Annotated in this window: 30 protein-coding genes; 21 read left to right on the top strand and 9 right to left on the bottom strand. The window is 69.7% G+C overall.

The genetic code is table 11. The features are described from left to right. Positions 1–23 precede the first annotated feature (23 nt). Genes ACFVQ0_RS31465 through ACFVQ0_RS31440 form a run of 6 tightly spaced genes read left to right on the top strand, consistent with a single transcriptional unit; the run spans position 24 to position 5,236 of the window. Positions 24–785, top strand: coding sequence for a FadR/GntR family transcriptional regulator (locus ACFVQ0_RS31465; RefSeq protein WP_390092594.1), 762 nt, complete (start codon positions 24–26; stop codon positions 783–785). Next, a complete protein-coding gene (gene dgoD, locus ACFVQ0_RS31460) occupies positions 782–1,927 on the top strand; it encodes a galactonate dehydratase (RefSeq protein ID WP_390092593.1) in 1,146 nt (381 codons plus the stop codon). Before ACFVQ0_RS31465 ends, dgoD begins: the two co-directional genes overlap by 4 nt. Further along, positions 1,924–2,721: a hypothetical protein gene (locus ACFVQ0_RS31455; protein ID WP_390092607.1), complete on the top strand. Its 798-nt coding sequence runs from the start codon at positions 1,924–1,926 to the stop codon at positions 2,719–2,721. The genes dgoD and ACFVQ0_RS31455 overlap by 4 nt, the downstream gene beginning before the upstream one ends. A 15-nt stretch (positions 2,722–2,736) precedes the next feature. After that, the gene (locus ACFVQ0_RS31450; RefSeq protein WP_390092606.1) at positions 2,737–3,378 is read left to right on the top strand and encodes a bifunctional 4-hydroxy-2-oxoglutarate aldolase/2-dehydro-3-deoxy-phosphogluconate aldolase; all 642 of its coding nucleotides are present in this window, start codon (positions 2,737–2,739) and stop codon (positions 3,376–3,378) included. After that, complete coding sequence (locus ACFVQ0_RS31445; RefSeq protein ID WP_390092592.1) at positions 3,375–4,244, top strand: SMP-30/gluconolactonase/LRE family protein; 870 nt, start codon at positions 3,375–3,377, stop codon at positions 4,242–4,244. Before ACFVQ0_RS31450 ends, ACFVQ0_RS31445 begins: the two co-directional genes overlap by 4 nt. Then, positions 4,241–5,236: a sugar kinase gene (locus ACFVQ0_RS31440; protein WP_390092591.1), complete on the top strand. Its 996-nt coding sequence runs from the start codon at positions 4,241–4,243 to the stop codon at positions 5,234–5,236. The genes ACFVQ0_RS31445 and ACFVQ0_RS31440 overlap by 4 nt, the downstream gene beginning before the upstream one ends. 74 nt (positions 5,237–5,310) lie before the next feature. On the opposite strand, the gene ACFVQ0_RS31435 is transcribed toward ACFVQ0_RS31440, so the two are convergent. The 3 genes from ACFVQ0_RS31435 to ACFVQ0_RS31425 form a co-directional block, all read right to left on the bottom strand. Then, positions 5,311–6,321 carry a heme A synthase gene (locus ACFVQ0_RS31435; RefSeq protein ID WP_390092590.1) on the bottom strand — a complete coding sequence of 337 codons (1,011 nt, stop codon included), beginning with the start codon at positions 6,319–6,321 and terminating at the stop codon, positions 5,311–5,313. Between the two features lie 65 nt (positions 6,322–6,386). Next, positions 6,387–7,154 carry an ABC transporter permease gene (locus ACFVQ0_RS31430; RefSeq protein WP_390092589.1) on the bottom strand — a complete coding sequence of 256 codons (768 nt, stop codon included), beginning with the start codon at positions 7,152–7,154 and terminating at the stop codon, positions 6,387–6,389. Next, positions 7,151–8,098, bottom strand: a complete 948-nt coding sequence (locus tag ACFVQ0_RS31425; protein WP_390092588.1) for an ABC transporter ATP-binding protein — start codon at positions 8,096–8,098, stop codon at positions 7,151–7,153. The genes ACFVQ0_RS31430 and ACFVQ0_RS31425 overlap by 4 nt, the downstream gene beginning before the upstream one ends. 136 nt (positions 8,099–8,234) lie before the next feature. On the opposite strand from ACFVQ0_RS31425, the gene ACFVQ0_RS31420 reads away from it, so the two are divergent. From ACFVQ0_RS31420 to ACFVQ0_RS31385, 8 genes are all read left to right on the top strand, one after another. Further along, entirely contained in the window at positions 8,235–8,981 is a 747-nt protein-coding gene (locus ACFVQ0_RS31420) for a helix-turn-helix transcriptional regulator (protein WP_390092587.1), read from the top strand. Beyond that, positions 8,978–10,399 carry a Fe-S cluster assembly protein SufB gene (sufB, locus tag ACFVQ0_RS31415; protein WP_311306372.1) on the top strand — a complete coding sequence of 474 codons (1,422 nt, stop codon included), beginning with the start codon at positions 8,978–8,980 and terminating at the stop codon, positions 10,397–10,399. The genes ACFVQ0_RS31420 and sufB overlap by 4 nt, the downstream gene beginning before the upstream one ends. A 62-nt stretch (positions 10,400–10,461) precedes the next feature. Continuing rightward, a complete protein-coding gene (gene sufD, locus ACFVQ0_RS31410; RefSeq protein WP_390092586.1) occupies positions 10,462–11,643 on the top strand; it encodes a Fe-S cluster assembly protein SufD in 1,182 nt (393 codons plus the stop codon). Continuing rightward, positions 11,643–11,960: a bifunctional 3-phenylpropionate/cinnamic acid dioxygenase ferredoxin subunit gene (locus ACFVQ0_RS31405; RefSeq protein ID WP_024492618.1), complete on the top strand. Its 318-nt coding sequence runs from the start codon at positions 11,643–11,645 to the stop codon at positions 11,958–11,960. The genes sufD and ACFVQ0_RS31405 overlap by 1 nt, the downstream gene beginning before the upstream one ends. 7 nt (positions 11,961–11,967) lie before the next feature. Continuing rightward, the gene (gene sufC, locus ACFVQ0_RS31400; protein WP_390092585.1) at positions 11,968–12,732 is read left to right on the top strand and encodes a Fe-S cluster assembly ATPase SufC; all 765 of its coding nucleotides are present in this window, start codon (positions 11,968–11,970) and stop codon (positions 12,730–12,732) included. Further along, positions 12,729–13,997, top strand: coding sequence for a cysteine desulfurase (locus ACFVQ0_RS31395; protein WP_073735372.1), 1,269 nt, complete (start codon positions 12,729–12,731; stop codon positions 13,995–13,997). Before sufC ends, ACFVQ0_RS31395 begins: the two co-directional genes overlap by 4 nt. A gap of 20 nt (positions 13,998–14,017) precedes the next feature. After that, positions 14,018–14,473, top strand: coding sequence for a Fe-S cluster assembly sulfur transfer protein SufU (gene sufU / locus ACFVQ0_RS31390; RefSeq protein WP_390092584.1), 456 nt, complete (start codon positions 14,018–14,020; stop codon positions 14,471–14,473). After that, positions 14,470–14,808, top strand: a complete 339-nt coding sequence (locus tag ACFVQ0_RS31385) for a metal-sulfur cluster assembly factor (protein ID WP_056783575.1) — start codon at positions 14,470–14,472, stop codon at positions 14,806–14,808. Before sufU ends, ACFVQ0_RS31385 begins: the two co-directional genes overlap by 4 nt. Positions 14,809–14,917: 109 nt before the next feature. Here the strand turns inward: ACFVQ0_RS31385 and ACFVQ0_RS31380 are convergent, their stop codons facing one another. The 3 genes from ACFVQ0_RS31380 to ACFVQ0_RS31370 form a co-directional block, all read right to left on the bottom strand. Then, positions 14,918–15,361 carry a hypothetical protein gene (locus ACFVQ0_RS31380; protein ID WP_390092583.1) on the bottom strand — a complete coding sequence of 148 codons (444 nt, stop codon included), beginning with the start codon at positions 15,359–15,361 and terminating at the stop codon, positions 14,918–14,920. 76 nt (positions 15,362–15,437) lie between these two features. Continuing rightward, positions 15,438–17,240 (bottom strand): alpha/beta hydrolase, encoded by a 1,803-nt coding sequence (locus ACFVQ0_RS31375; protein WP_390092581.1) that lies wholly within the window; start codon positions 17,238–17,240, stop codon positions 15,438–15,440. 9 nt (positions 17,241–17,249) lie between these two features. Continuing rightward, positions 17,250–17,702: a hypothetical protein gene (locus ACFVQ0_RS31370; protein ID WP_390092580.1), complete on the bottom strand. Its 453-nt coding sequence runs from the start codon at positions 17,700–17,702 to the stop codon at positions 17,250–17,252. Positions 17,703–18,040: 338 nt separating this feature from the next. Here ACFVQ0_RS31370 and ACFVQ0_RS31365 point away from each other — a divergent pair, with 338 nt between their 5' ends. Further along, positions 18,041–19,435 carry a hypothetical protein gene (locus ACFVQ0_RS31365; RefSeq protein ID WP_390092579.1) on the top strand — a complete coding sequence of 465 codons (1,395 nt, stop codon included), beginning with the start codon at positions 18,041–18,043 and terminating at the stop codon, positions 19,433–19,435. 489 nt (positions 19,436–19,924) lie between these two features. On the opposite strand, the gene ACFVQ0_RS31360 is transcribed toward ACFVQ0_RS31365, so the two are convergent. Then, complete coding sequence (locus ACFVQ0_RS31360) at positions 19,925–20,077, bottom strand: hypothetical protein (RefSeq protein WP_390092578.1); 153 nt, start codon at positions 20,075–20,077, stop codon at positions 19,925–19,927. Further along, complete coding sequence (locus tag ACFVQ0_RS31355; RefSeq protein WP_390092577.1) at positions 20,074–20,313, bottom strand: hypothetical protein; 240 nt, start codon at positions 20,311–20,313, stop codon at positions 20,074–20,076. The genes ACFVQ0_RS31360 and ACFVQ0_RS31355 overlap by 4 nt, the downstream gene beginning before the upstream one ends. 104 nt (positions 20,314–20,417) lie before the next feature. On the opposite strand from ACFVQ0_RS31355, the gene ACFVQ0_RS31350 reads away from it, so the two are divergent. The 4 genes from ACFVQ0_RS31350 to ACFVQ0_RS31335 all read left to right on the top strand — a co-directional run bounded on the left by ACFVQ0_RS31350 (position 20,418) and on the right by ACFVQ0_RS31335 (position 22,810). Further along, the gene (locus tag ACFVQ0_RS31350; protein ID WP_390092576.1) at positions 20,418–21,248 is read left to right on the top strand and encodes a Scr1 family TA system antitoxin-like transcriptional regulator; all 831 of its coding nucleotides are present in this window, start codon (positions 20,418–20,420) and stop codon (positions 21,246–21,248) included. Then, positions 21,245–21,454: a DUF397 domain-containing protein gene (locus tag ACFVQ0_RS31345; RefSeq protein ID WP_390092575.1), complete on the top strand. Its 210-nt coding sequence runs from the start codon at positions 21,245–21,247 to the stop codon at positions 21,452–21,454. Before ACFVQ0_RS31350 ends, ACFVQ0_RS31345 begins: the two co-directional genes overlap by 4 nt. Before the next feature lie 128 nt (positions 21,455–21,582). Then, positions 21,583–22,134, top strand: a complete 552-nt coding sequence (locus ACFVQ0_RS31340) for a YciI family protein (protein WP_390092574.1) — start codon at positions 21,583–21,585, stop codon at positions 22,132–22,134. Between the two features lie 73 nt (positions 22,135–22,207). After that, complete coding sequence (locus ACFVQ0_RS31335; RefSeq protein WP_390092573.1) at positions 22,208–22,810, top strand: dienelactone hydrolase family protein; 603 nt, start codon at positions 22,208–22,210, stop codon at positions 22,808–22,810. Positions 22,811–23,177: 367 nt separating this feature from the next. Here the strand turns inward: ACFVQ0_RS31335 and ACFVQ0_RS31330 are convergent, their stop codons facing one another. Further along, positions 23,178–23,468, bottom strand: coding sequence for a transposase (locus ACFVQ0_RS31330; RefSeq protein ID WP_390092572.1), 291 nt, complete (start codon positions 23,466–23,468; stop codon positions 23,178–23,180). Positions 23,469–23,631: 163 nt separating this feature from the next. On the opposite strand from ACFVQ0_RS31330, the gene ACFVQ0_RS31325 reads away from it, so the two are divergent. Next, on the top strand, positions 23,632–23,841 hold the full coding sequence (locus tag ACFVQ0_RS31325) for a DUF397 domain-containing protein (RefSeq protein WP_390092571.1): 210 nt from the start codon (positions 23,632–23,634) through the stop codon (positions 23,839–23,841). A gap of 194 nt (positions 23,842–24,035) precedes the next feature. Further along, positions 24,036–25,109 (top strand): hypothetical protein, encoded by a 1,074-nt coding sequence (locus ACFVQ0_RS31320; protein WP_390092570.1) that lies wholly within the window; start codon positions 24,036–24,038, stop codon positions 25,107–25,109. The last annotated feature ends 201 nt before the right edge of the window (positions 25,110–25,310 follow it).

The following is a 25,310-nucleotide window of genomic DNA, read 5'->3' as shown; positions in this document are numbered from 1 at the left end:
GCACAGCAGAAAGGCACACAGACATGACGCCATACGCGCGCCGCGGAGTGCACGGCCAGACCGTGGAGACTCTCGCGCGCCGGGTCCTGAGCGGCGAGATCCCCGAAGGGGCGACACTCGACCTCGTGGCGCTCCAGGGCGAGCTTGACGTCAGCCTGACCGCCCTGCGCGAATCCCTCAAGGTCCTCGCGGCCAAGGGGATCGTCGACGCCCGCCAGAAGCGCGGCACCTTCGTCAGAGCCCGCGCGGACTGGAATCTGCTCGACGCCGACGTACTGCGCTGGCAGTTCGCCGACGGCACCGAATCGGGCGCCGACCTGGCACTCCTGCGCAACCTCGGAGAGGTCCGAGGCATCATCGAACCGGCCGCCGTCCGGCTGGCCGCGGAGCGCCGCACAGAAGCGGACCTGGCCACCCTGGAAGCCGCGATCACCGCGATGGGCGAGCAGGAGGGCGGCCCCGCCCACGCGGTCGAGGCGGACCTCGCCTTCCACCGCGCCCTCCTCGCGGCCACCCACAACGAACTGCTGGAACGCCTGGAGATGGTCATCGAGTCCGGCCTCGCCCACCGGGACGAGATCGTGCACAGCTCGCAGGCCGGCGAGGACCCGGTCCCGAGCCACCGGGCCGTCCTGGACGCCGTCCGCGACCGGGACCCGGCCGCAGCCGAGCACGCCATGCGCGCCCTGCTCGACCAGGCCGTCCGCGACCTCGACCGGGTGCACGGCACCGTCCCGGACACCGAGGACACGTCCGGCACCGGCGAGGGGAACGTGAACCCGTGAAGATCACCCGTATCGAGACCTTCCTCGTCCCGCCGCGCTGGCTCTTCTGCCGGATCGAGACCGACGAGGGCGTCGTCGGCTGGGGCGAACCGGTCGTAGAGGGCCGCGCGGAGGTCGTCAGGTCCGCCGTCGACGTCCTGGCCGAATACCTCATCGGCCAGGACCCGCTGCGCGTCCAGGACCACTGGCAGGTGCTCAGCAAGGGCGGCTTCTACCGGGGCGGCCCGGTGCTCTCCAGCGCCGTCGCCGGAATCGACCAGGCCCTGTGGGACATCGCGGGCAAGACATACGGCGCCCCCGTCCACGCCCTGCTCGGCGGCCCCGTCCGCGACCGGGTCCGGGTCTACGCCTGGGTCGGCGGCGACGAACCCGCCCGCCTCGCCGAGGAGGTCACCGCCCAGGTCGAGGCCGGCTTCACCGCCGTCAAGATGAACGCGGCCGGCCGCACCTCACCGCTGGCCAGCCCCGCGGAGACCGCCGGCGTGGTGGAACGGGTCGCCGCCGTCCGCGATGTGCTCGGCCCCGGCCGTGACGTCGCCGTCGACATGCACGGCCGCTTCGGACCGGCCGGCGCCCGCCGGGTGCTGCACGCCATCGAACCGCTGCACCCGCTGTTCGTGGAGGAACCCCTCCTGCCCGAGCAGGGGCATCTGCTGCCCGCCCTCACCGCCGCCACCTGCGTCCCCATCGCCACCGGCGAACGGCTCTACGGGCGGGCCGACTTCCTGCCCGCGCTGACGGCCGGGATCGCGGTCGCCCAGCCGGACCTCTCGCACGCCGGGGGCATCTCGGAGGTCCACCGCATCGGCTCCCTCGCCGAGACCTTCGGCGTGCAGCTCGCCCCGCACTGCCCGCTCGGCCCCATCGCGCTGGCGGCCAGCCTGCAGATCGCCTTCGCCACCCCGAACTTCCTCATCCAGGAGCAGAGCCGGGGCATCCACTACAACAAGGACGCCGACCTGCTGAGTTACGTCGTGGACACCGAGCCGTTCCGCTTCGAGGCGGGACACGCCCGGCGCACCGCCCTGCCGGGGCTCGGCATCACCGTCGACGAGAACGCCGTCCGGGCGGCCGACCGTTCCGGCCATGCCTGGCGCAACCCGGTCTGGCGGCACGACGACGGATCGTTCGCGGAGTGGTGAGCGCCCCGGCCCCGGTGCGGATCGAGACGGACCCGGCGCACGGCGGCCGCTGGACGTCCCTGTGGGCGGCCGGGCGCGAATGGCTCTGGCACCGGCCCGAGCCGCGCCGCCCCGGAGTCCGTCCCGGCGACGCCTTCGCCGACGCGGGCGGTCTTGAGGAGTGCGTGCCGACGGTACGCGGCACCCCCGACCACGGCGACGCCTGGGCCCGGCCCTGGCAGCGCGCGGCCGACGGCACCGAGTCCGCCGACTGCCCCGACTTCCGGATCAGCCGGCTGATCCGCGCCGACGGGGACCGGGCGGTGGCCGAGTACCGGCTCACCGCGGAGCCCGGTTACCGTTTCCTGTGGGCCGCCCACGCCCTGCTCGACCTGGCGCCGGGCGCCCGCATCGGGATCGCGGACGGCACCCCGGTCCGCCGCTACCCGGACGGCGGCGACGGGTACACCAGCTGCGCCTGGCCCTCGGGCCTGGACCTGATCGGTCCGGACGACGGGACGGCCACCGGCGCGGTCGTCGGCACCGGACAGGTGTCCGTCCACGACGGTACGGCCGTACTGCGGCTGGCCGTCGAGGCGGCGGGCCAGCCGGTGTCCGTCGCGCTCTGGCGCAACCTCGGCGGATTCCCCGAGCAGGACCCGTACCGCTCGGTCGGCGTCGAACCGATGCTCGGCCGAGTCTTCGGCCTGGCCGCCGCGGGGGAGGGCGACGCCGCCGTCGTCCCGGCCCGCGGCGAGGTCCGCTGGAGCCTCACCGTGACGGCGCACACCACGACCACCGAACAGAACCGATAGGAAGTGAACCCGCACGTGGAGTTGCTGACCGAACTGCGCACCCACCGGATCGTCGCCATCGTGCGCGGCGCCGACGCGGACGCCGCGCTCAGGACCGTCATCGCCCTGGCGGAGGAGGGACTCCCGCTCATCGAGGTCTCCCTCAGCGGACAGGGCGCGCTCGGCGTCATCCGCCGGGCCCGCGCCGCCCTCGGCCCCGACGCGCCGCTCGGCGCCGGCACCGTCCTGACCGCCCAGGACGCGCGGGCGGTCCGTGACGCGGGAGCCGACTTCGTCGTCACCCCCGCCGTCTGCGAGGGCGTCACCGAGTCCAAGCGCCTCGGGCTGCCGGTGTTGGCAGGCGTCATGACCCCCAGCGATGTCGTGGCCGCCCAGCGGCTCGGCGCCGACGCCTACAAGCTCTTCCCGGCCGCGCAGGCCGGCGGCCCCGGCTACCTGAAGGCGCTGCGCGGGCCCTTCCCCGGCCTGCCGTTCGTCCCGGTCGGCGGCGTGGACGCCGAAGCGGCCCGCGACTACCTCGCCCGGGGCGCCACCGCCGTGGGCGTCGGCTCCCCGCTGATCGGCGACGCGGCCGACGGCGGCAGCACCGACGCGCTGCGCGAGCGCACCCGCGCCTTCCTGGACGCGGTACGCCTCCCGTCGGGCGCCGGACGATGAGCGCCGGCACACCGGCCGTCCAGTGGGCCGACCGGCTTGAGCTGGGTGAGGGCATCCGGGCGGTCGACGGCCGCATCGTCCTCGTCGACATCCTGACCGGCCGGCTGCTGACCGGCCCGGAGGACCGCACCGCACCGCTGACCCGGCTGGCCCGGCTCGACGAACCGCTGGGCGCCGTCGCCCCCGTCCAAGGACGTCCGGGGCACTGGATCGCCGCCGCCGGCACCGGCATCTGCCTGATCGCCCCGGACGGCGCCGCCGAGTGGCTGGCCCGTCCGGAGGAGGGGGCGGCGCACGCGACCCGGATGAACGACGCCGCCGCCGATCCGAGCGGCCGGTTCTGGGCGGGGAGCATGGCGTACGACGCGGTGGAGGGCGCCGGCTCCCTCTACCGGGTCGGCCACGACGGCACCGTGGACCGGGTGCTGGACGGGCTGACCGTGCCCAACGGCCCGGCGTTCACGGCGGACGGCTCCGCGATGTACCTCGCGGACAGCGCGAAGGGCGTCATCCGCCGCTACCCGGTGGACCCGGACAGCGGGCTGCCCGGTGCGCCGGAGACCTTCGCCGTGTTCGACGGGGGCAGCCCGGACGGTATGGCGGTCGACGCGGAGGGCGGCCTGTGGACCGCCGTCTGGGGCACCGGAACCGTCCACCGCCTCCGCCCCGACGGCGCCCCGGACCGGCAGATCAGGCTCCCCGCCGTTCAGCCCGCCGGGCTCTGCCTGGACGGCGACACCCTGTACGTCACCAGCGCCAGGACCGGGCTCGCCGCGCCGGGGCCGCTGGACGGCGCGGTGTTCTCCGTACAGGTCGACGTTCCCGGCCTGCCCACCGCCGCCTACCGGCAGGAGGGCCCCGCGTGACCGCCGCGTCCGCCGCCCCGGCCGGACGGCCCGCCCGCTCCCCGGTGGCCTGCGTCGGCGAGACCATGGCCGCGCTGGTCCCGGACCCCGTCGCCCCGCTGGAGGACGCGGCGCGGCTCGGCGTCCGGATCGCGGGCGCCGAGTCCAACGTGGCCGTGTACCTCGCGGACCACGGGGTGCCCGCCCGCTGGGTCTCCGCCCTGGGCGACGACCCCTTCGGCCGCCGGATCCTCAGCGAGGTGGCCGCGTCCGGGGTCGACGTCAGCGGGGTGCGCACCGACCCGCACCGCCCGACCGGGCTGCTGGTCAAGGACCCCGGCACCGAGTCCACCCGGGTCCACTACTACCGCCGCGGCTCCGCGGCCTCCGCGCTGACCCCGGACGTGCTGGCCGACGACGCGGTACGCACCGCCGGACTGGTCCACCTCAGCGGCATCACCCCGGCGCTCTCGGCGAGCTGCCACGCGCTGGTCACCGCGCTGCTGGAACCCGCGGCGCACGAAAGGCCGTGCCCCGTCAGCTTCGACGTCAACCACCGGCCCGCCCTGTGGCCGGACGGCTCGGCACCGGAGGTGCTGCTCGGCTTCGCCCGGCGGGCGGACATCGTCTTCGTCGGCCTGGACGAGGCGCAGGCCCTGTGGGGCGAGGGACTGGCCGACGCGGCAGCCGTGCGCGCACTGCTGCCCGGGCCCCGCGTCCTCGTCGTCAAGGACGGCGGACGGGCCGCCACCGCCTTCGAGGGCGACCGGGCGCACACCGTGCCCGCGCCCAGGGTCGCGGTCGTCGAACCGGTGGGCGCGGGCGACGCGTTCGCCGCCGGGTTCCTCGCGGGGCTGCTGCGCGGCGAGGGCACCGTACGGGCGCTGCGGCTCGGGCACCTCACCGCGGGCGCCGCGCTGCGGGTCACCGGGGACCACGGGCCGCTGCCGGACCCGGCCCGGCTGGCCGCGCTGCTGGACGCGGGGGAGGAGGAATGGGCCGCGGGCGAATGACAGGGCATAACGTGTGACGCCCGGCCGACGGGCAGCGGCCGCCCGCCGTTTCGTGCTGCTCCGGGCGGCGGGGCTCAGGCGGTCGCGGGCTCCGGCCGCTCGGCCGCCGGTCCCGGCACCTGCGGGGTGTCCACCGGCCGCTCGCGCTGCGAGAGCAGGACGCGCACCACGCCGATCCAGACCAGGCACGAGCCGAACATGTGCAGCCCGACCAGGATCTCCGGGGTGTCGGTGAAGTACTGGACGTACCCGATCACGCCCTGCGCCATCAGGATCAGGAACAGGTCCCGGGCGCGGTGCAGTGGTCCGACGGGCGCGTCGACCGCCTTCAGGACGAACCAGAGCGCGACGGTCAGCGCCACCACGACCCAGGCGAGATCGGCGTGCAGCTGCGCGATCGTCTTCCAGTCGATCGGGATGCGGTGGACGTCGCTGGAGTCCCCGGCGTGCCGGCCGGCCCCGGTGACGACGGTGCCGACGGCGATCAGCAGCCCGGCCGCGACAGTCAGCAGCCAGGTCAGCTGGGTGACCGCCTTGCCGACCAGCGGACGCGGCGCCGTGTCGCCCTCCCTGGTCCGCTGCCAGGTCACCAGGGCGAGGGTGAGGAGCGCGGTGGAGAGCAGGAAGTGGGCCGCGACGGTGTACGGGTTGAGACCGACCAGCACGACGATGCCGCCGAGCACGGCGTTGCCCATGACCACCCAGAACTGCGCCCAGCCCAGCCGCGTGACGCTGCGGCGCAGGGGCTTCGCGGAGCGGGCGGCGATGATCGCCCAGCCGACCGCCGCGCACAGTACGTACGTCAGCATCCGGTTGCCGAACTCGATGGCACCGTGGAAGCCCATCGCGCTCGTCGCGGTGAGGCTCTCGTCGGTGCACTTGGGCCAGGTGGGGCAGCCGAGACCGGAACCGGTCAGCCGCACCGCACCGCCGGTGACGACGATGGCGACGGCCATCACGACGGCGGACATCGCGGCACGGCGCACTGTCCGGGGGGACGGCGTCCAGCGGTCGGCGATGTACTGAAGCGGGTTCCGTACGGCTTGAGCGACTTCGGCTCGGGTCAGCTTGGGCACGCGCACCATCGTAGGCGGCCGCTTGTGCAAGCTTTCACGAGGGGGACGAACCATGACCTCCCGCGTGTCCGGGGTCACTCCCAGCGGAAGAACCTGGCCGCCGCGCCCAGGCCCAGCACCGCCCAGACGGCCAGGATCCCGAGGTCGCCCCACGGCATCGCCGCACCGTGCTGGAGCACGTCGCGCAGCCCGTCCGACAGGGCCGCGATCGGCAGCAGCCCCAGCACCGACTGGACCGCGTCCGGGAATTTGTCGAGCGGCACGATGACCCCGCCGCCGACCAGCAGCAGCAGGAAGACCAGGTTGGCCGCGGCGAGGGTCGCCTCCGCCTTCAGCGTCCCGGCCATCAGCAGCCCGAGACCGGAGAACGCGGCGGTGCCGAGCACGAGCAGCAGCAGGACGGCGAACGGGTTGCCGTGCGGCGACCAGCCCAGCGCGAAGGCGATCACCGTCAGCAGCACCACCTGGAGCACCTCGGTGACCAGCACGGCCAGCGTCTTGGCGGTCATCAGCGCCCAGCGGGGGAGCGGGGACGCGCCGAGCCGCTTCAGCACCCCGTACCGCCGCTCGAAACCGGTGGCGATGGCCTGGCCGGTGAACGCGGTGGACATCACGGCGAGCGCGAGGATGCCGGGGGTCAGGAAGTCGACCGACTCGCCCGAGCCGGTGTCTACGATGTCGACCGCGCTGAACAGCACGAGCAGCAGGGTCGGGATGATCACCGTCAGCAGCAGTTGCTCGCCGTTGCGCAGCAGCATCCGGGTCTCCAGCGCGGTCTGCGCGGCGATCATCCGGGGCAGCGGGGCGGCGCCCGGCCGGGGGGTGTACGTACCGGCGCTCATGCGCGCAGCTCCTTGCCGGTCAGTTCCAGGAAGACGTCCTCCAGGGTGTGGCGCTCGACGGAGATGCCGGAGGGCATCACGCCGTTCTGCGCGCACCAGGAGGTGACGGTGGCCAGCAGCTGCGGGTCGACATCGCCGGTGATGCGGTACGCGCCCGTGCTGAGCTCGGCCGCCTCGCAGCCGTCGGGCAGCGCCTTGAGCAGGGAGCCGAGGTCGAGACCGGGGCGGCCGGTGAAGCGCAGGGTGTTCTCGGCGCCGCCCCGGCAGAGCGTCTCCGGACTGCCCTGGGCGACGATCCGGCCCGCGTCGATGATCGCGACGTCGTCGGCGAGCTCCTCCGCCTCGTCCATGAAGTGGGTGGTGAGCACGGTGGACACGCCGTCGGCGCGCAGTTCCCTCACGAGCTCCCAGGTGGAGCGGCGGGCCTGTGGGTCGAGGCCCGCGGTCGGCTCGTCGAGGAAGACCAGCTCGGGGCGGCCGACGACGGCCATCGCGAGGGCGAGCCGCTGCTGCTGGCCGCCGGAGAGCCGGCGGTAGGTGGTGCGGCCGCAGCCGCCGAGCCCGAGCCGCTCGATGAGGGCGTCCACGTCGAGCGGGTGGGCGTGGAGTTTCGCCATGTGGCGGAGCATCTCGTCGGCGCGGGCGCCGGAGTAGACGCCGCCGGACTGGAGCATCACGCCGATCCGGGGGCGCAGGCGCGCCGCGTCGGTGACGGGATCCAGACCCAGTACCCGGACCGTGCCTTCGTCCGGACGGCGGTATCCCTCGCAGGTTTCGATCGTGGTGGTCTTGCCGGCGCCGTTGGGGCCGAGGACCGCGGTGACCGCGCCGGCCGCCATGCACAGGTCGAGGCCGTTCACAGCGGTCTTCGCGCCGTACCGCTTCACCAGGCCACGGACCTGGACGGCCGGGCCGGACGGGGCTGGGGCGGACTCGCTCTTCATGGGCGGTAAGTCTAGGCAGCCACCGTCGGGGCCCCTGTCCCGGGGCTTGATTAGGTAACCCTAAGTGATCGATTCCACGGTAGATCGTTTCGGACCGTGGTTGTCAGGGCCGGATGAATTACGCAACAATGGCGTTGTGAAATACGTTGGCGAGGCTCCGCAGGAGGAACTCGCGACCGGTGAGCGCTCGACGCGCAACCGGATCGCGCGCTCCGTCTTGGACCACGGCCCGTCCACCGCCGCCGATCTCGCGAAGCGCCTGGGGCTCACCCAGGCCGCCGTCCGCCGCCAGCTCGACGCCCTCGTCTCCGACGATGTCGTCGAGGCCCGCGAGCAGCGGGTGTACGGCACACGGACCCGTGGCCGCCCGGCCAAGGTGTTCGCCCTGACCGACTGCGGCCGGGACGCCTTCGACCAGTCCTACGACCAGCTCGCCGCGGACGCCCTGCGCTGGATCGCCGAGAGCGCGGGCGAGGAGGCGGTCATGGCGTTCGCCCGTGCCAGGGTGGCCGGCCAGTCCGCGGCCTACCGCGCGGCGATCGAGGCCGCGGAGCCCGGCACCCGTACGGATGCGCTGGCCAAGGCCTTGTCCGCCGACGGGTACGCTGCTACGGCGCGCAGCGCGCCGGACCCGCAGCAGGGTGAGCAGTTGTGCCAGCACCACTGCCCGGTCGCACACGTCGCCGAGCAGTACCCGCAGCTGTGCGAGGCGGAGACGGAGATCTTCTCCAGCCTCCTGGGGACCCATGTGCAGCGTCTCGCCACGATCGCTCACGGCGACGGGGTGTGTACGACCTACATCCCGCGCAGCGGTCACCCCACCACGCAAACCACTGATTCTGATTCAGCATCCACCAGCAAGTCCGGGAGGAACCCCGCATGACGCTCCCTACGGAGACTGCCCACCCTGAGCTCGATGGCCTGGGCACGTACGAATTCGGCTGGGCCGACTCCGACGCGGCAGGCGCGGCGGCCAAGCGCGGCCTCTCCGAGGCTGTCGTCCGTGACATCTCGGAGAAGAAGAACGAGCCCGAGTGGATGCTGAAGCTGCGGCTCAAGGGCCTCAAGCTCTTCGGCAAGAAGCCCATGCCGAACTGGGGCTCCGACCTGTCGGGCATCGACTTCGACAACATCAAGTACTTCGTGCGTTCCACGGAGAAGCAGGCGGAGTCCTGGGAGGACCTGCCCGAGGACATCAAGAACACGTACGACAAGCTCGGCATCCCGGAGGCGGAGAAGCAGCGCCTGGTCGCCGGTGTCGCCGCTCAGTACGAGTCCGAGGTCGTCTACCACCAGATCAACGAGGAGCTGGAGGCGCAGGGTGTCATCTTCATGGACACCGACACCGCGCTGAAGGAGCACCCGGAGCTCTTCAAGGAGTACTTCGGCACCGTCATCCCCGTCGGTGACAACAAGTTCGCCTCGCTGAACTCGGCCGTGTGGTCCGGCGGCTCGTTCATCTACGTGCCGAAGGGCGTGCACGTCGAGATCCCGCTCCAGGCCTACTTCCGTATCAACACGGAGAACATGGGCCAGTTCGAGCGGACGCTGATCATCGTCGACGAGGACGCCTACGTCCACTACGTCGAGGGCTGCACCGCGCCGATCTACTCCTCCGACTCGCTGCACTCCGCGGTCGTCGAGATCATCGTGAAGAAGGGCGGCCGCTGCCGCTACACGACGATCCAGAACTGGTCGAACAACGTCTACAACCTGGTGACCAAGCGCGCCGTCGCCTACGAGGGCGCGACCATGGAGTGGGTCGACGGCAACATCGGCTCCAAGGTCACCATGAAGTACCCGGCCATCTACCTGATGGGCGAGCACGCCAAGGGCGAGACCCTGTCCATCGCCTTCGCGGGCGAGGGCCAGCACCAGGACGCCGGCGCCAAGATGGTCCACATGGCCCCGAACACCTCGTCCAACATCGTCTCCAAGTCGGTGGCACGAGGCGGCGGCCGCACCTCCTACCGAGGTCTCATCGAGATCGGCGAGGGCGCGCCGGGCGCGAAGTCCAACGTCCTCTGCGACGCGCTGCTGGTCGACACGATCTCGCGCTCCGACACCTACCCCTACGTCGACGTCCGCGAGGACGACGTGTCGATGGGGCACGAGGCGACCGTCTCCAAGGTCTCCGAGGACCAGCTCTTCTACCTGATGAGCCGCGGCATGACCGAGTTCGAGGCGATGGCGATGATCGTGCGCGGCTTCGTGGAGCCGATCGCGAAGGAGCTCCCGATGGAGTACGCCCTTGAGCTCAACCGGCTGATCGAGCTGCAGATGGAGGGTTCGGTCGGCTAGTACGCCGGCAACCGAACCCCCCGACATCTGTCCGACCTGAGAAAGCGAGCACTACGACAGCCATGGCTGAGGCTCAGAACATCCCGGTGGGCTCCACCACCACCGGCTCTATCGCGGTGGCCGCCGAGTCGACCGTCGCCACGCGCATGAGCGCGCCCCCGTCCTTCGACGTCGCGGACTTCCCGGTCCCGCACGGCCGCGAGGAGGAATGGCGGTTCACGCCGCTGGAGCGGCTGCGCGGCCTGCACGACGGCACGGCCGTCGCCACCGGCAGCGGTGTGAAGGTCGCCATCGAGGCCCCCGCGGGCGTCACGGTCGAGACCGTCGGCCGCGACGACGCCCGCCTCGGCAAGGCCGGCACGCCGGTGGACCGGGTGGCCGCACAGGCCTACTCCTCCTTCGAGCAGGCCTCCGTCGTCACCGTCGACAAGGAAGCCGTGCTCACCGAGCCGATCCGGATCGCGGTGCACGGCGAGGGCGGGGTGGCCTACGGACACCAGGTCATCCAGCTCGGCGCCTTCGCGGAGGCCGTCGTCGTCATCGACCACACCGGTGACGCCGTGCTCGCCGCCAACGTCGACTACGTGCTGGGCGACGGCGCGAAGCTGACCGTCGTCTCCGTCCAGGACTGGGACGAGAGCGCCGTCCACGTCGGCCAGCACAACGCGCTGGTCGGCCGGGACGCCTCCTTCAAGTCCATCGTCGTCACCTTCGGCGGCGACGTCGTCCGTATCCACCCGCGGGTCGCCTACGCGGGTCCCGGCGGCGAGGCCGAGCTCTTCGGCCTGTACTTCACCGACAAGGGCCAGCACCAGGAGCACCGCCTCCTGGTCGACCACAACACCCCGCACTGCAAGTCGAACGTGGCCTACAAGGGCGCGCTCCAGGGCGAAGGCGCGCACGCCGTGTGGATCGGTGACGTCCTGATCCAGGCCGCCGCCGAGGGCACCGACACCTACGAGATGAACCGCAACCTGGTTCTCACCGACGGTGCGCGGGTCGACTCGGTGCCGAACCTGGAGATCGAGACCGGCGAGATCGTCGGCGCCGGCCACGCCTCCGCGACCGGCCGCTTCGACGACGAGCAGCTGTTCTACCTGCAGTCCCGGGGCATCCCCGCCGAGGAGGCCCGCCGCCTCGTCGTGCGCGGCTTCTTCGCGGAGCTGGTGCAGCAGATCGGCCTGCCGGACGTCGAAGCCCGGCTTCTCGACAAGATCGAGACCGAGCTGAAGGCCTCGGTCTGATGGCCTTCGTCAAAGCCTGTGCGCTGAGCGAGCTGGAGGACGACACCCCCAAGCGGGTGGAGCTCGACGGCACGCCGGTTTCCGTCGTCCGCACCGAGGGCGAGGTGTTCGCGATCAACGACATCTGCTCGCACGCGAACGTCTCACTGTCCGAGGGAGAGGTCGAGGACTGCATGATCGAGTGCTGGCTGCACGGATCGAGCTTCGACCTGCGCACCGGCAAGCCGTCCGGCCTTCCCGCGACGCGCCCCGTCCCCGTATACCCCGTCAAGATCCAAGGGGACGATGTGCTCGTCTCCGTCACCCAGGAGACCTGAGTCACCCATGGCAACGCTTGAAATCCGCGACCTGCACGTCACCGTCGAGGCCGACAACGCCACGAAGGAGATCCTCAAGGGCGTCGACCTGACCGTGAAGCAGGGCGAGACCCACGCCATCATGGGCCCCAACGGGTCCGGCAAGTCCACCCTCGCCTACTCCCTCGCAGGCCACCCCAAGTACACGGTCACCAGCGGCACGGTGACCCTGGACGGCGAGGACGTCCTGGAGATGACCGTCGACGAGCGCGCCCGCGCCGGTCTGTTCCTCGCCATGCAGTACCCGGTCGAGATCCCCGGCGTCTCGGTCTCCAACTTCCTGCGCACCTCCGCCACCGCCGTCCGCGGCGAGGCACCCAAGCTGCGTACCTGGGTGAAGGAGGTCAAGGAGGCCATGTCCGAGCTCCAGATGGACCCCGCCTTCGCCGAGCGCAACGTCAACGAGGGCTTCTCCGGCGGCGAGAAGAAGCGCCACGAGATCCTCCAGCTGGAGCTGCTCAAGCCCAAGATGGCGATCCTCGACGAGACGGACTCCGGTCTGGACGTCGACGCGCTGAAGACCGTCTCCGAGGGCGTCAACCGGGTCCGTGAGTCCGGCGAGGTCGGCACCCTGCTGATCACGCACTACACGCGCATCCTGAAGTACATCAAGCCCGACTTCGTGCACGTCTTCGCCAACGGCCGCATCGCCGCGTCCGGCGGCGCCGAGCTGGCCGACCAGCTGGAGAACGAGGGCTACGAGGCCTACACGAAGGGTGGCGCTTCCGCGTGACTGACGCCCGACAGGGGCTCTCCGGCCTCCTCGACACCGAGGCGATCCGCAAGGACTTCCCGATCCTGGACCGCACGGTCCACGACGGCAAGAAGATCGTGTACCTGGACAGCGCGGCGACGTCGCAGAAGCCGCGCCAGGTGCTCGATGCCCTCAACGAGTACTACGAGCGGCACAACGCCAATGTGCACCGCGGCGTGTACACGATCGCGGAAGAGGCCACGGCGCTGTACGAAGGCGCCCGTGACAAGGTCGCCGCGTTCATCAACGCACCCAGCCGCAACGAGGTGATCTTCACCAAGAACGCCTCGGAGTCGCTCAACCTCGTGGCGAACATGCTCGGCTGGGCCGACGAGCCCTACCGGGTCGACCACGAGACCGAGATCGTCACCACGGAGATGGAGCACCACTCCAACATCGTGCCGTGGCAGCTGCTCTCGCAGCGCACCGGCGCGAAGCTGAAGTGGTTCGGCATCACCGACGACGGCCGGCTCGACCTGTCCAACATCAACGAGATCATCACCGAGAAGACGAAGATCGTCTCCTTCACGCTGGTCTCGAACATCATGGGCACGATCAACCCGGTCGAGCAGATCGTCCGGCGCGCCCAGGAAGTCGGCGCGCTGGTCTGCATCGACGCCTCGCAGGCCGCCCCGCACATGGTGCTCGACGTGCAGGCGCTGCAGGCCGACTTCGTGGCCTTCACCGGCCACAAGATGGTCGGCCCGACCGGCATCGGCGTGCTCTGGGGACGGCAGGAGCTCCTGGAGGACCTGCCGCCGTTCCTCGGCGGCGGCGAGATGATCGAGACCGTGTCGATGCACTCGTCGACCTACGCCCCCGCGCCGCACAAGTTCGAGGCCGGTACGCCCCCGATCGCCCAGGCCGTCGGCCTCGGCGCGGCCGTGGACTACCTCTCGGCGATCGGCATGGAGAACATCCACCGCCACGAGCAGGCGATCACCGAGTACGCGGTGAAGCGCCTGCTGGAGGTCCCGGACCTCAGGATCATCGGTCCGGCCACCGCGGAGGACCGCGGGGCCACGATCTCCTTCACTCTGGGTGACATCCACCCGCACGACGTGGGCCAGGTACTCGACGAGCAGGGCATCGCCGTCCGGGTCGGACACCACTGCGCACGGCCGGTCTGCCTGCGGTACGGAATTCCTGCGACGACGCGAGCGTCGTTCTATCTGTACTCCACGCCCGCCGAGGTCGACGCCCTGGTGGACGGCCTGGAACACGTCCGGAACTTTTTCGGTTAGACAGCGGCGAGGGTTGACTGGTGAAGCTTGATTCCATGTACCAGGAAGTGATCCTGGACCACTACAAGCACCCCCACGGGCGCGGCCTGCGGGACGGCGACGCCGAGGTGCATCACGTCAATCCGACGTGCGGTGACGAGATCACGCTGCGCGTGCGGTACGACGGCGAGACCATCGCCGATGTGAGTTACGAGGGCCAGGGCTGCTCCATCAGCCAGGCCAGCGCCTCCGTGCTGAACGAGCTGCTGGTCGGCAAGGAACTGGGCCAGGCCCAGAAGATCCAGGCCGCGTTCCTGGAGCTGATGCAGTCCAAGGGACAGCTGGAGCCGGACGACGCGATGGAGGAGGTGCTGGAGGACGCGGTCGCGTTCGCCGGTGTCTCCAAGTACCCGGCCCGGGTCAAATGCGCGCTGCTCAGCTGGATGGCGTGGAAGGACGCGACGGCGAAGGCGCTGTCCGAAGGGAAGACGGCATGAGCGACAACGAGACTCTCACCACCAAGCCGGCCTCCGAGGAGGAGGTCCGCGAGGCGCTGTACGACGTCGTCGACCCCGAGCTGGGCATCGACGTCGTCAACCTGGGCCTGATCTACGGCATCCACGTGGACGACGCCAACATCGCCACCCTCGACATGACCCTGACGTCCGCGGCCTGCCCGCTGACCGACGTCATCGAGGACCAGGCGAAGTCCGCCACGGACGGCATCGTCAACGAGCTCCGGATCAACTGGGTCTGGATGCCGCCGTGGGGCCCGGACAAGATCACCGACGACGGCCGCGAGCAGCTGCGCGCGCTGGGCTTCAACGTCTGAGTCCCACCCGTACGACCTGAACCCGTACGACCTGAACGGCCCCCGGCGCGAGACTGCCGGGGGCCGTTCGGCGTTGTTCCGGGACGCCGACGATCACGCTGCCGACGGGCTACCCCTCCGAAGCCGTCGGAGTGGCCGGCGACCGGTAACAACGCGATTCGACGGTGATCTCCAGCATGGCCGGGGAGTTCTCGGCCTTGACCTCCTTGTGCAGCCTCACGTCGACTGCGAACTCCCGCCCCTCGGACTCCGCGACGATCTGCGGACTTTTGCCCTGGCTCCTGTCCGGACCGTCCTTGACGATCTTCCAGCCGCTTTTCGGGAGCTCGGCCCGCAGGCGATTCATGGCCTTCTGCATATCGGTAAAGGGGGCCTTGTAAATTCCCCAGGGATGACGTGCGCGGTAGACCCCTTCTGCGGAGTCGTAGCCCGAGCAGGGCAACGTCATCGCGCCCGGCTCCGTGGCCTCGCCCTTGATGTCGAGCATCTCAAGAATCCGGCTGGATGTCCTTTCGGTGTCCGTCTTCACGGTATCGCTGTCCCGTGTCTGCACCGGAGCCTCCTTTCCTTTCGAGCACGCCACCGTCAGCGCGCATATCGCCATGATGAATCCCAGTTGATAAACTCGCCTATTCAAGTTCCACCTTGCCGTATTTTCCGGCGATGACGGCTGCCTGATTGCGTAGACTGACCGAATTTTCATCGTAGAACTCGGTGTGTGCGCCGGCGTCACTTGCCATGATCTTCCCGCCGAAGGATTCGTCGGTGGGAATGATCCAGTTGTCACCGAGTCCCATGAATCGACCGCCCTGCCGGACCACTTGGTCGCCCACGGAGTACTCGGCGCCCATGGCCCATACATGGTCGGCTCCGACACCCAGGTCGGCCGCGCGATCCGCCTGGACACCGGGACTGCCCGCGAAGACGTAGTCGTCGGCGGCCTGGGGGTCGTCCCAGCTTCCCGACTGCGCCGATACGCCGACCACCGTGCTGCCGTAACTGTGCCCGACGACCGTGGTGTGCGCGCGAGTGCCGTCGTCGGCCTGCTGCGCGACTCCGTTCCCCTGCAGGAAGTCGTGGAGCCGCGGGCCCCCCTCTTCCGCGTACTCCCCGCGTGTCGCCTGAGGAATGACGTTGTCCGGCGCGTTGTAGTCGAGCCACAGGATGGTGGAGACGTTCTGGCCATGGGCAAGGCGCTGGCTTTCGGCCCAGAGCCGTTCGGAACGGCCGAGGTCCCCTTCGGTGGATTCCAGGCTCGCTTTCGTACCTGGCACCCAGACGCCCACGTGATCGGCCGTGTCCGGATTCCCGTTGGCGAGGATGATTTTGCCGTCTCCGATGCCGGTGGGGTCGAAGCCGAGCAGATACGCCTCGGGAAGCCCGTCCTGCCCCGTCCGGTCGAAGCGGTCCTGGATGGCGCCCGCTCCCTTCAGCACCCCCTCGATCCTGGCCTTCTTGGCCCCGTATGCGTCGTTCCAGCGCCTCCATTCCGGAGTGATGACGGCGGCGGGGTAGCTTCCGGCGGTATTGGCGCTGTACTTGGCCGGCTCCTGCGGAATGGCGGCCAGATCCAACTTGTATTTCGCCGTCGTCTCGTCCAGAACCATTCTGTTCGCGTCGTCGCGAATGTCGGACGGGAGGCCGTTCATCGCCCCGATGGCATTCGGATGGACGGCCAGATAGTCGGCCCGCTGCTCCGGGGTGAGGTTGTTCCACCACTCCGCGTTCTCCTCGGGGGTGGCCTCCTTCGGCGGGCCCTTGATGCTGTCGAGATAGGGGTCGGCGGCCTTGAGTACCCCGCCCCGGTCGGACGTCACGTCCGTCCAGTCCCGGTCCGAGACCACGAGGTCGTCGTCGGCAAGGAGGGCGCGGAGCTTCGGTGCCCACTTCGCGTCCGCCTCCGTGGCCTCCTGCAAGGCATCCGCTATCCGGTCGGCGTAGCCGATGGCCGCGCCGTAATGCGGGTTCGGGTGAATGCTCGCTGCCTGGCGGTCCAGGGCATCGGATGTCGGATTGCCTCCGGCGCTGCCGGTCACCGTGCCGCCCGCGGCGTCCTTCTCCTCGCCCGGCTTCCTGCCTGCCGGAAAGCCGACCGAACCGTCCGCGTGCACCGTGCAGTGGTCCGCCTGCGCGTCCTCGATCGCCGCTTCCAGCCTCCGTTTGGCCGAGGCCATGTCGAACGCGAAGCCGTCCAGCGCGGTGCTCACCAGCCCGCACTCGGTCTGGACATACTGGAAGTTCTTCGACAGCCCGGCCAGTTCCCCAAGGGCTGCCTTCGCCGTCGCGCCCGAGAGCTGGTTGCGTATCCCCGCGGAGATCTGGTTGTCGACGGTGTCCTTGGCCGCGTTCGCCATCTCGTCCGTCGCCCGGTACCCGTCCGCGGCATCCTCGAACTCCGACGGCTTGAGCGCCTTCAGTGTCGCAAAGTCCATGTGCCCGGATCACTTCCCCTTCGACTGGCCGCCGACGGCCGGGGTGTCCGTGTACTTGCTCTTGAGCGCGTCGAGTTCGGTCTTCAGAGACTCGTCGGTCTTCGACAGGTCACGCCCCGAAGACGCGAGAAGATCCCCCAGCGATGTGCAGCGCTTGCGCACATCCGCTACGTACTTGTGCCAGGAGGTGTACAGCTCCCGCTGTGCCGCCGCGCTCAGGCAGTCGGCCGCTTCGCCCAGCCCCGCCTGCCCGTCCTCAAGTTTCCTCAGCGCGGAACCGATCGGCACAGCCAGGCCCTTGGTGCCGTCGCCGGCCTGGGCCCAGGCCCGCTTGGTCGACTTCAGATCCGCCGAAGCGCTGCCCCCGCCCCCGTCGCCGGCCTGAAGGTGGTTCAACCGCATGTGCGTCGACGGTGTCGCCGCACCGTCCTTGAGCTGCTCCAACTCGCTCCGTGTCGTCACTGCGTCCTCCCCGTGTCCCCGTGTCCCCGTATCCCCGTATCCCTTGGGTCCGTTCCCGAGTTCGGGCTGCCCGAGGGCCCAACGCGAGCCATCATTCCCGGATTGGCGATTGCAATCAAACAAGTGTCCGCTTGGGGCGGGCTCATCCGTGTTCGCGAACTCCCTCAGGAGGACCGAGACATGACACAGCATCACCACGACGTGCGACACCACGGCACCGGCCACCGCCAGCCGATGGCCGTCCGGCGTTGTTCGCTCGCTGTATCCCCGGTGTCCGCCTGCCGTTGGCGGGAGAATCGGAACCTACTTCTCGACACCACGCCGACGAGAGGCACACCGTGCTGCATCAGCTTGTCCTCCCTCACCGCCGGACCGTCGCAGCCGCGGGAGGTGCGCTGGCGCTGGCCGCCCTCGGGCTCGGCGCCCCCGCCCACGCCGCGAGCTACGGGACGCCGACGATCACGCTGTCGTCCGGTTACCTCTCCGGGGCCGTCGGTGCGACCGCCGACCCCGTGGTGACGGTCACGGTCGGGCAGAGCGGCGCCGATGTGTCGGACCTCGGCGTGGCGGCGTCCGCCAGCTCCAAGTCGTCCGTCGCCGCGACCGGCGATGTGACGGTGACCGGCACGGGCGCCACTCGGCAGCTCCGGGTCGCCGCGCACGCCCGCGGGTACACCGACCTCACGATCAAGGTCACCGGCCTCGGCGGCAAGACCGCCACCAAGGCCCTGCACTTCGCGGCGTCCGCCGCCGTCCAGAACGCGGCCGACACCCGCTACCTCACCGGCTCCTCGGACGCCTCCGCCGCTGTCGACGTGGGCGGCGGCTATGTGGTGGTGGCCGACGACGAGACCAACACCCTGCGTCTCTACGACAGTTCGGTCTCCGGGGCTCCCGTCCGCACTTGGGACGTCGCCTCGAAGCTGGGCGTCTCCAAGGAGGTCGACATCGAGGGCGCGGCCCGGGTCGGGAACACGATCTACTGGACCGGTTCGCTGGGCAACAACAAGGACGGCGAGTACAAGTCCGACCGCAACACCGTCTTCACGACCACGGTGAGCGGATCCGGCGCCGCCACCCAGCTGACGGTCGGCGGAAAGTACAAGAAGCTCCGCGACGATCTGGTCGCCTGGGACAAGTCCAACGACAACCGTTACGGCTTCGCGGCGGGGACGAAGGACGGCGAAGCCCCCAAGCAGATCGACGGGTTCAACGTCGAGGGCCTGGAGTTCGCCCCCGGCTCCACGACCACCGCCTACATCAGCTTCCGCGCCCCGCTCGTCCCGCCGAAGGGCGGCGGCAAGGCGCTGATCGTGCCCGTCACCAACTTCGACAAGGTGGCCGGCTCGGGAGCGAAGGCGACGATCGGCACCCCGATCGAGCTGGACCTCGGCGGGCTCAGCATCCGCGACATCCGCAAGAACTCCGCCGACCAGTACCTGATCGTGGCCGGTTCCTGGGCGGCGGACGACAACTCCGACCCGTACGCCCTCTACTCCTGGGACGGCATCGCGGGCCACACTCCGGTCAAGCGCCTCGACCTGCCGACCGCCGACCCGGGCGGCTGGGAGGCCATCGTCGCCGTGCCCGACCTGAACACGCCGGGCGCACGCGCCCAGGTGATCACGGACGCGGGCGCGGCCGACCTGTACGGCGACGGCACGGAGGCCAAGGACCTCGACCACGACGAGTGGAAGAAGTCCCGCGCCACCTGGTTCACCGTCAACGGCTGACCCGGAGCGTCGAACCCCACGGTCCGCCCTCCGTACGGCCGTGCCCGCCGGTCCGCCCGGCGAGCACGGCCGTCCCGCCCGCCGTCATCGCCGCGCCCCGACCGCACGCGCCGTCCGGCGAACGTCACCAGGAGGCCGAGGGAAGGGTCCACCGCGGTGAACACGTCGGGGCACCCGGACTCCAGCCGGGCCATGGCGTGATCCTGCTGACCGAGGTCGTCGCCCCAGGCCCGGAGCGCGTCGCGCACACCGGAACTCTGACGGATCACGGTACGCACGTCCCTTCCGCCGCCGGACCACCCGGAACCGCACCCGGCGTCACGCCCGCCCCCGAGACGGAGCGCCTGCCGTCTCAGCCACCGCAGGGCGAGCCGGCGATTCCTCACCACGGCCTCGCCGAGCGACACGGCGCGCTGCCCGGTCGTCGCGGTGACCTCCACCGCGTAGCCCGCACCGCTCACCCTGCACGCTCCCCAGCCGGGTACGGCTTCACGGCCGCTCCCCGTGCTCGGCGGCGAGATGCCGCCTGCGCAGCACCCGGCAGTCGGTCGCCCGGCTCCCGTCCCCCGCACGCCGTGCCTCGGCCTCGGCCGCATCGAACTCCTGGCACTCACGGCAATCGCCGTCGCTGCTGGCGTTCATGCCACTTCCCCCCGACTCCTGGCGTTCTCATAAGCGGTACGGGCGCGGAGCCGCTCGTCACGGGTGGCGGGCCGGACGTATTCGGGGAGCGCTTCCCACTCGGGACCTCCGCCGATCGGCCGCAGTGACCAGTAGGGGCCGGAGACGCCCCGGAACTCCCCGATGCGGTCGTTACGGCCCCGGTCCACCAGGAGTGCCCCGGCGGGCGGGGGTTGGACGCGCTTCTGCTCAGGCATCGCCGCACCTCTCTGTAGTCGTTCCACTACCAAGGGCGTTCAGCGTGGCGTAGGGTCAGGGCGAGTTCAACTTGCAGCAAATGAGTGGGGAGTTGGATTTACGGATGGTGAACCGCAAAGAGTTGGACCCGGAGAAGTCTCCCAGCGCGCGCTTCGGGCAGCTTCTCCGCAGGCTGCGGGATGAACGAGGCTGGACGCAGGACGAGCTGGCGGAGCGCATGGGGTGCTCGGGCACGCACATCTCGGCTGTTGAAACTGGCCGTCGTCCTCCAACTCCTCAATTTGCGAAGAATGCTGACAGGGTGTTTGGCACGGGGAAGCGATTCGAACGCTTGAGTCGGGCGGCGAGGTATACGGCATTGCTTGAGGGGTTTCCGGACTACGTTGCGCATGAGGCGCGAGCGGCGGAGATCCGGCTGTACGAAGTGGGCGTCGTGCCTGGTCTGCTCCAGACGCGGGAGTACGCGGCAGCGCTGGAAGCCGATGCGGTGAGGCGCGAGGCGATCACTCCTGAACAGGCTGACGAAAGAGTGGAGCTGGTGCTGCGGAGGCAGGCCGCGCTTGCCCGTATCCCGTCACCCTTGATCTTTGTTGTGCTCGACGAAGGGTGCATTCGTCGACCGATGGGTGATCCCGCGATCATGGATGCCCAGCTCGAACACCTGTTGAGGTTTGCCGAGCGGCCGAACACAGTGCTGCAAGTAGCGCCGTTCTCCATGGGGGCACGGCGGCCGTTCAGCCTGCCCATCACCGTGCTCACGATGCCGGACCGCTCTCTTATGTCCTACGCCGAGTCCGCTCAGCGCGGGCACCTCGAACGGGAAACCGGCTTAGTGCTGCCCATACTGACGGCCTACCATCAACTGCAGGCCGAAGCGCCATCCCAGGCAGCATCCGTGGACATGATCGAGCAGTTACGAAAGGGCACCCTGTGACGACCGAATCCCCCCGTTGGTTCAAGTCCTCGTACAGTGGCAACGGCGGCCAGTGCATCGAGGTCGCCACCAACCTCGTTGCCGCACGCGGCGTGGTCCCCGTCCGTGACTCCAAGAGCCCGACCGGCCCGGTCCTGAACGTCGCCGTCGGTTCGTTCGCCTCCTTCGTCGCAGGCGTCAAGGCCGACGAGTTCGGCACCGCCTGACCCGTCCGGAGTCAGCGCGCGTCCACGACACCGAGGTGCCGAGGGGGTCCGGTCCCCGCTCGCCGTCCGGACCCCCTCGGCGGCCGAAACCGCTCGACCTGACCGCGTCGGTGAAGAGATCATGAGGTATGGACTTTCTCTGCTACCACCGCGACCGGCCCGGCTCCTTGGCGCTGCGTGAAGAGCTTTCGGAAGAGCATTGGTCGTACATGGACCAGTATGCGAAAGAGATGATCGCCCGGGGTCCGACCTTCGCCGACGATGGTGAAACCCTCACCGGAAGCGTGCACATCCTCGATCTGCCCGATGCCGCCGCTGCCCGCGCGTTCGCCTTCGACGAGCCGAACTACCAGGCCGGCGCCTACCGGGACGTGCTGGTGCGACGGTGGCGGAACGCGCTCGGACGCACCATGTGGGACTTCCCCGGCGGCCGGACCGGCGGCAACCGGTACCTGGTCCTCGGCCTCGGCACGGGGCAGGCCGCAGACCTCGCGCTGCCGCCCGCCCGGGACGAGTTGATCGCCTACGGTCCGCTGCTGTCCGACGACGGGGCCGTCTGGCTGGGCACGGCGGCGCTCCTCCGGGCGCCGGACCCGGACACGGCGCGCGCCATCCTGACGCCGGACCGGTACGCGGCCATCGAGGTGCACAACTGGGACTTCGGCGGGCGCCCGTCCTAACCATGCACGAGCTCGTTAGGGCGTGTATCGAAAGGGCTGGTTGCGGCTACAGTCCGTCCAGCAGGATGGCCTGATGGCCCATATCGCTTTGTTCCACTCCGTTCTCGGTCTGCGCTCCGCTGAGGTCCTTGCCGCCGAGCGGCTGCGTCGCGCCGGGCACGAGGTCATCACGCCCGATCTGTTCAGCGGCGAGACCGCCTCCACCCTTGACGGGGGATTCCGACTGGTCAAGCGGATCGGTTGGGAAGCGGTGGTGAAACACGCGCGACAGGCTCTTGAGGGGATGCCGGACGAGACCGTACTCGCTGGTGTGTCCATGGGGACAGGCGTCGTGGCGGAACTCTGGCCCGAGCGTCCCGCCACCGCAGGCGTTCTCCTCCTGCACGCCGCCGTAGACCTCCCCGACTCCGTCCGCCCCGGCCTGCGGGTTCAGCTGCACGCTGCCGAGCCGGATGACTTCGCACCGCCCGAGCGCGTCGCCACCTTCTGCCAGGCGGCACGAGAGGCCGGCATCGAGGTGGAAGTCTTCCGCTACCCGGGCGTCGGTCACTTCTATATCGACGGTGAGCTCCCCGACCACGATCTGGCGGCGACCGAGCTGACTTGGCGTCGAGTGCTGGAATTCCTCAGCCCGTCCGACGGTACCTCGAAGGCGCAGGTCACAGCCACTCATTGACGGCTGCGACGAAAACGGTCGCTTCGTAGCGGACTGCGAGCTTGTCATATCGCGTGGCGACTGCGCGGTACCCCTTGAGGCGGTTGATCCCGCACTCGACGGCATGGCGCTCGCGGTAGTCGACCGGGCCGAACTTCGGCGGTCGGCCGCCGCGAGAGCCGCACTGCTTGCGGTTACCTTCCTCAGCAGGGGTTCGAACAGCGGCGAGTCCCCGCGCTGCCCTGCCGTCACCACGATCGACAGGGGCTTTGGCCACTGTTCGACGGACAGGTGCAGCTTGGTGGCGCCCCCCGCGCGACCGTCCCAGTCCGTGATCACGGGGCTCGGTGAAGATACCGCCTGGTGGTTCTTTCTGCAGGTCACCCTGCTAGCGGGCCCCTGCCGCATGCTGATAGGCACGCCACCCGGTCGAGTCGATGCTCAGGTCCCACGTGATCGCACCCTTCGAGTCGGCCAGAGACTGGAGCCGGGTGAAGACCCGGTGCCCGGTGCCGTCCCGCTGCCATCGGCGGAACAAGTCGTAGATCCGGCCCCACGGCCCGTACTCGACGGGCACGTCCCGCCACGGAACACCCGTCCGAACCCGGAACCGTATGCCGTCGATCAACTGCCGCCGGGGCCACACGGGCGGCCGCCCCGCGCCATGAATCACGATCATTCATGGCTCAAGATCCACTTTCGATACACGCCCTAGCCGTCGCTGACACGGACGTCGCCCCGGTGACGTTGTCGCCGTGCCGGACTACCATCGACTACCGGCCCGAGGTGCGGCCCCGGGCGGCGTCCGTGGGCACGATTGACCAGTTACGAAAGGGCACTCTGTGACGAGCGAATCTCCCCGCTGGTTCAAGTCCTCGTACAGCGAGAATGGCGGCCAGTGCATCGAGGTCGCCGCCAACCTGATTGCCGCGTGCGGCATGGTCCCGGTCCGTGACTCCAAGTGCCCGGTCGGCCCGGTGCTGAACGTCGCCACCGGTTCGTTCACCTCGTTCGTGGCGGGCGTCAAGGCCGGAGAGTTGGGCACTGCCTGACCGCTAGGGGGCTTCGGCGGGCCCAGGTCTGCGGCCTTTTCCAGGCCGAACTCGCCGCCGAACTCCTTGCTCAATATCGTGGAATTCCCTATTATCCCGGCCACGTATGGACAATGAGCGCCCCCGATTCGGCGGTCTCTGCCCAGGCCGTGTTCGTAAATGCGGACAGTCAACCGGAGATTTGAGGAGAGCGCGTGCATGCCCACTCCAGAGGCACGGCAGGGAACAAGCAGGCGGATATCTCGCAGGCAGGCCAGGCGACCAAGCGAGCGGTCGCTCGGCCGGTGACCGGCCCGACGTCCGCACTGAGCATCCTCGATCTCCAGGCCATGGCGGGCAATGCCGCTGTCGTGCAGATGATGAACCGGGCCGGACAGATCCAGGAACAGCGGCATCGTCACGGTACGGGCTGCGGCCATCTGCCGGGTGGGCAACCTGCGGTGGTGCAGCGCTCCGGTGGGGACGGGGTCGTGCAGCGGGCAGACGCCGGCAGTGGCCAGGCCACCCCATCTGCCGGGCCGCCGGACACGAGCATTCGTGACGTGATTCTCAATATGGTCACGGAGCTCCACCTGGAAGACCCTCGGGTGCTGGAGATGGAGCTGTTCGATCCGCGCGCCATTGTGATGAGTATCGGGTTCGATCCTGAATACGCAGAACTTTCGGTACCCGATGCCCTGAAGAAATATACTCCGGAATTGGTGGGTGTCTGCGGTGAAACCGCCAATCAACTCCGCCAGATCACCTTCGCCCGCGAGACTCAGTCGTCTAAAGTGACCCTGGACGGGGTAATAGCCCAGGTCCAGCAGGCCGGAGACGCCAACATGCAAATCCATGGAAATACGCATGCATTTTTTGTGGAAAAGCGTGGGGGTAGCTGCCGAATTTTGCAGAGTTATCAGGGTAAATACTCCCTGTCGGATTCACTTGAGGGCCGCCCTGAGGCAGGTGCCACCAGCGTGTCGGCTGCCGATTTCGCGAGGGGCTTGCAGGAAATCGGGGCTCACCATCTGAACAATGTGGCCCAGAATCTGCCGTGGCAGACCCATCCGGCGGAAGATCGACTCTTCGGCGGGCCGATGCTGAGCGAGAGGGACATCTCCAACGGAGTGGTGGAGATCAACTTCGCAGTTACCGGCGACATTGCCGATCCTGCGGAGCAGGGGCAGCGCCTGGCGGCGGTACAACAACTCCACGCCCCCGCCTGGCAGAGTGCGAAGAAGTTCGACGGGACGGCGGGGGATTTGGCCATGTCGTATCTCGCCTGACTCGGGGGCTCGTTCTCCCGGTTCCAGAAGTCGATGCGGCGGGCCGGGTGCGACCCGGCCGGCAAATCGTATCGGCGTCCGGCGCCACCGCCGGGCAGGTCACCGTGATGGCCAATGCCGACCCCGGCCACACGGGTGCCCTGGGCAAAGGCGTGGAGGTGGCCGTCCGCACAGCCCTGCGCGAGAGCCGCCCGCACCCTC

Source organism: Streptomyces sp. NPDC057900, from assembly GCF_042887885.1.
Classification (GTDB): Bacteria; Actinomycetota; Actinomycetes; order Streptomycetales; family Streptomycetaceae; genus Streptomyces.
Note: the sequence above shows the minus strand (reverse complement) of the source record. Positions and strands in the feature narration are given on the sequence as shown.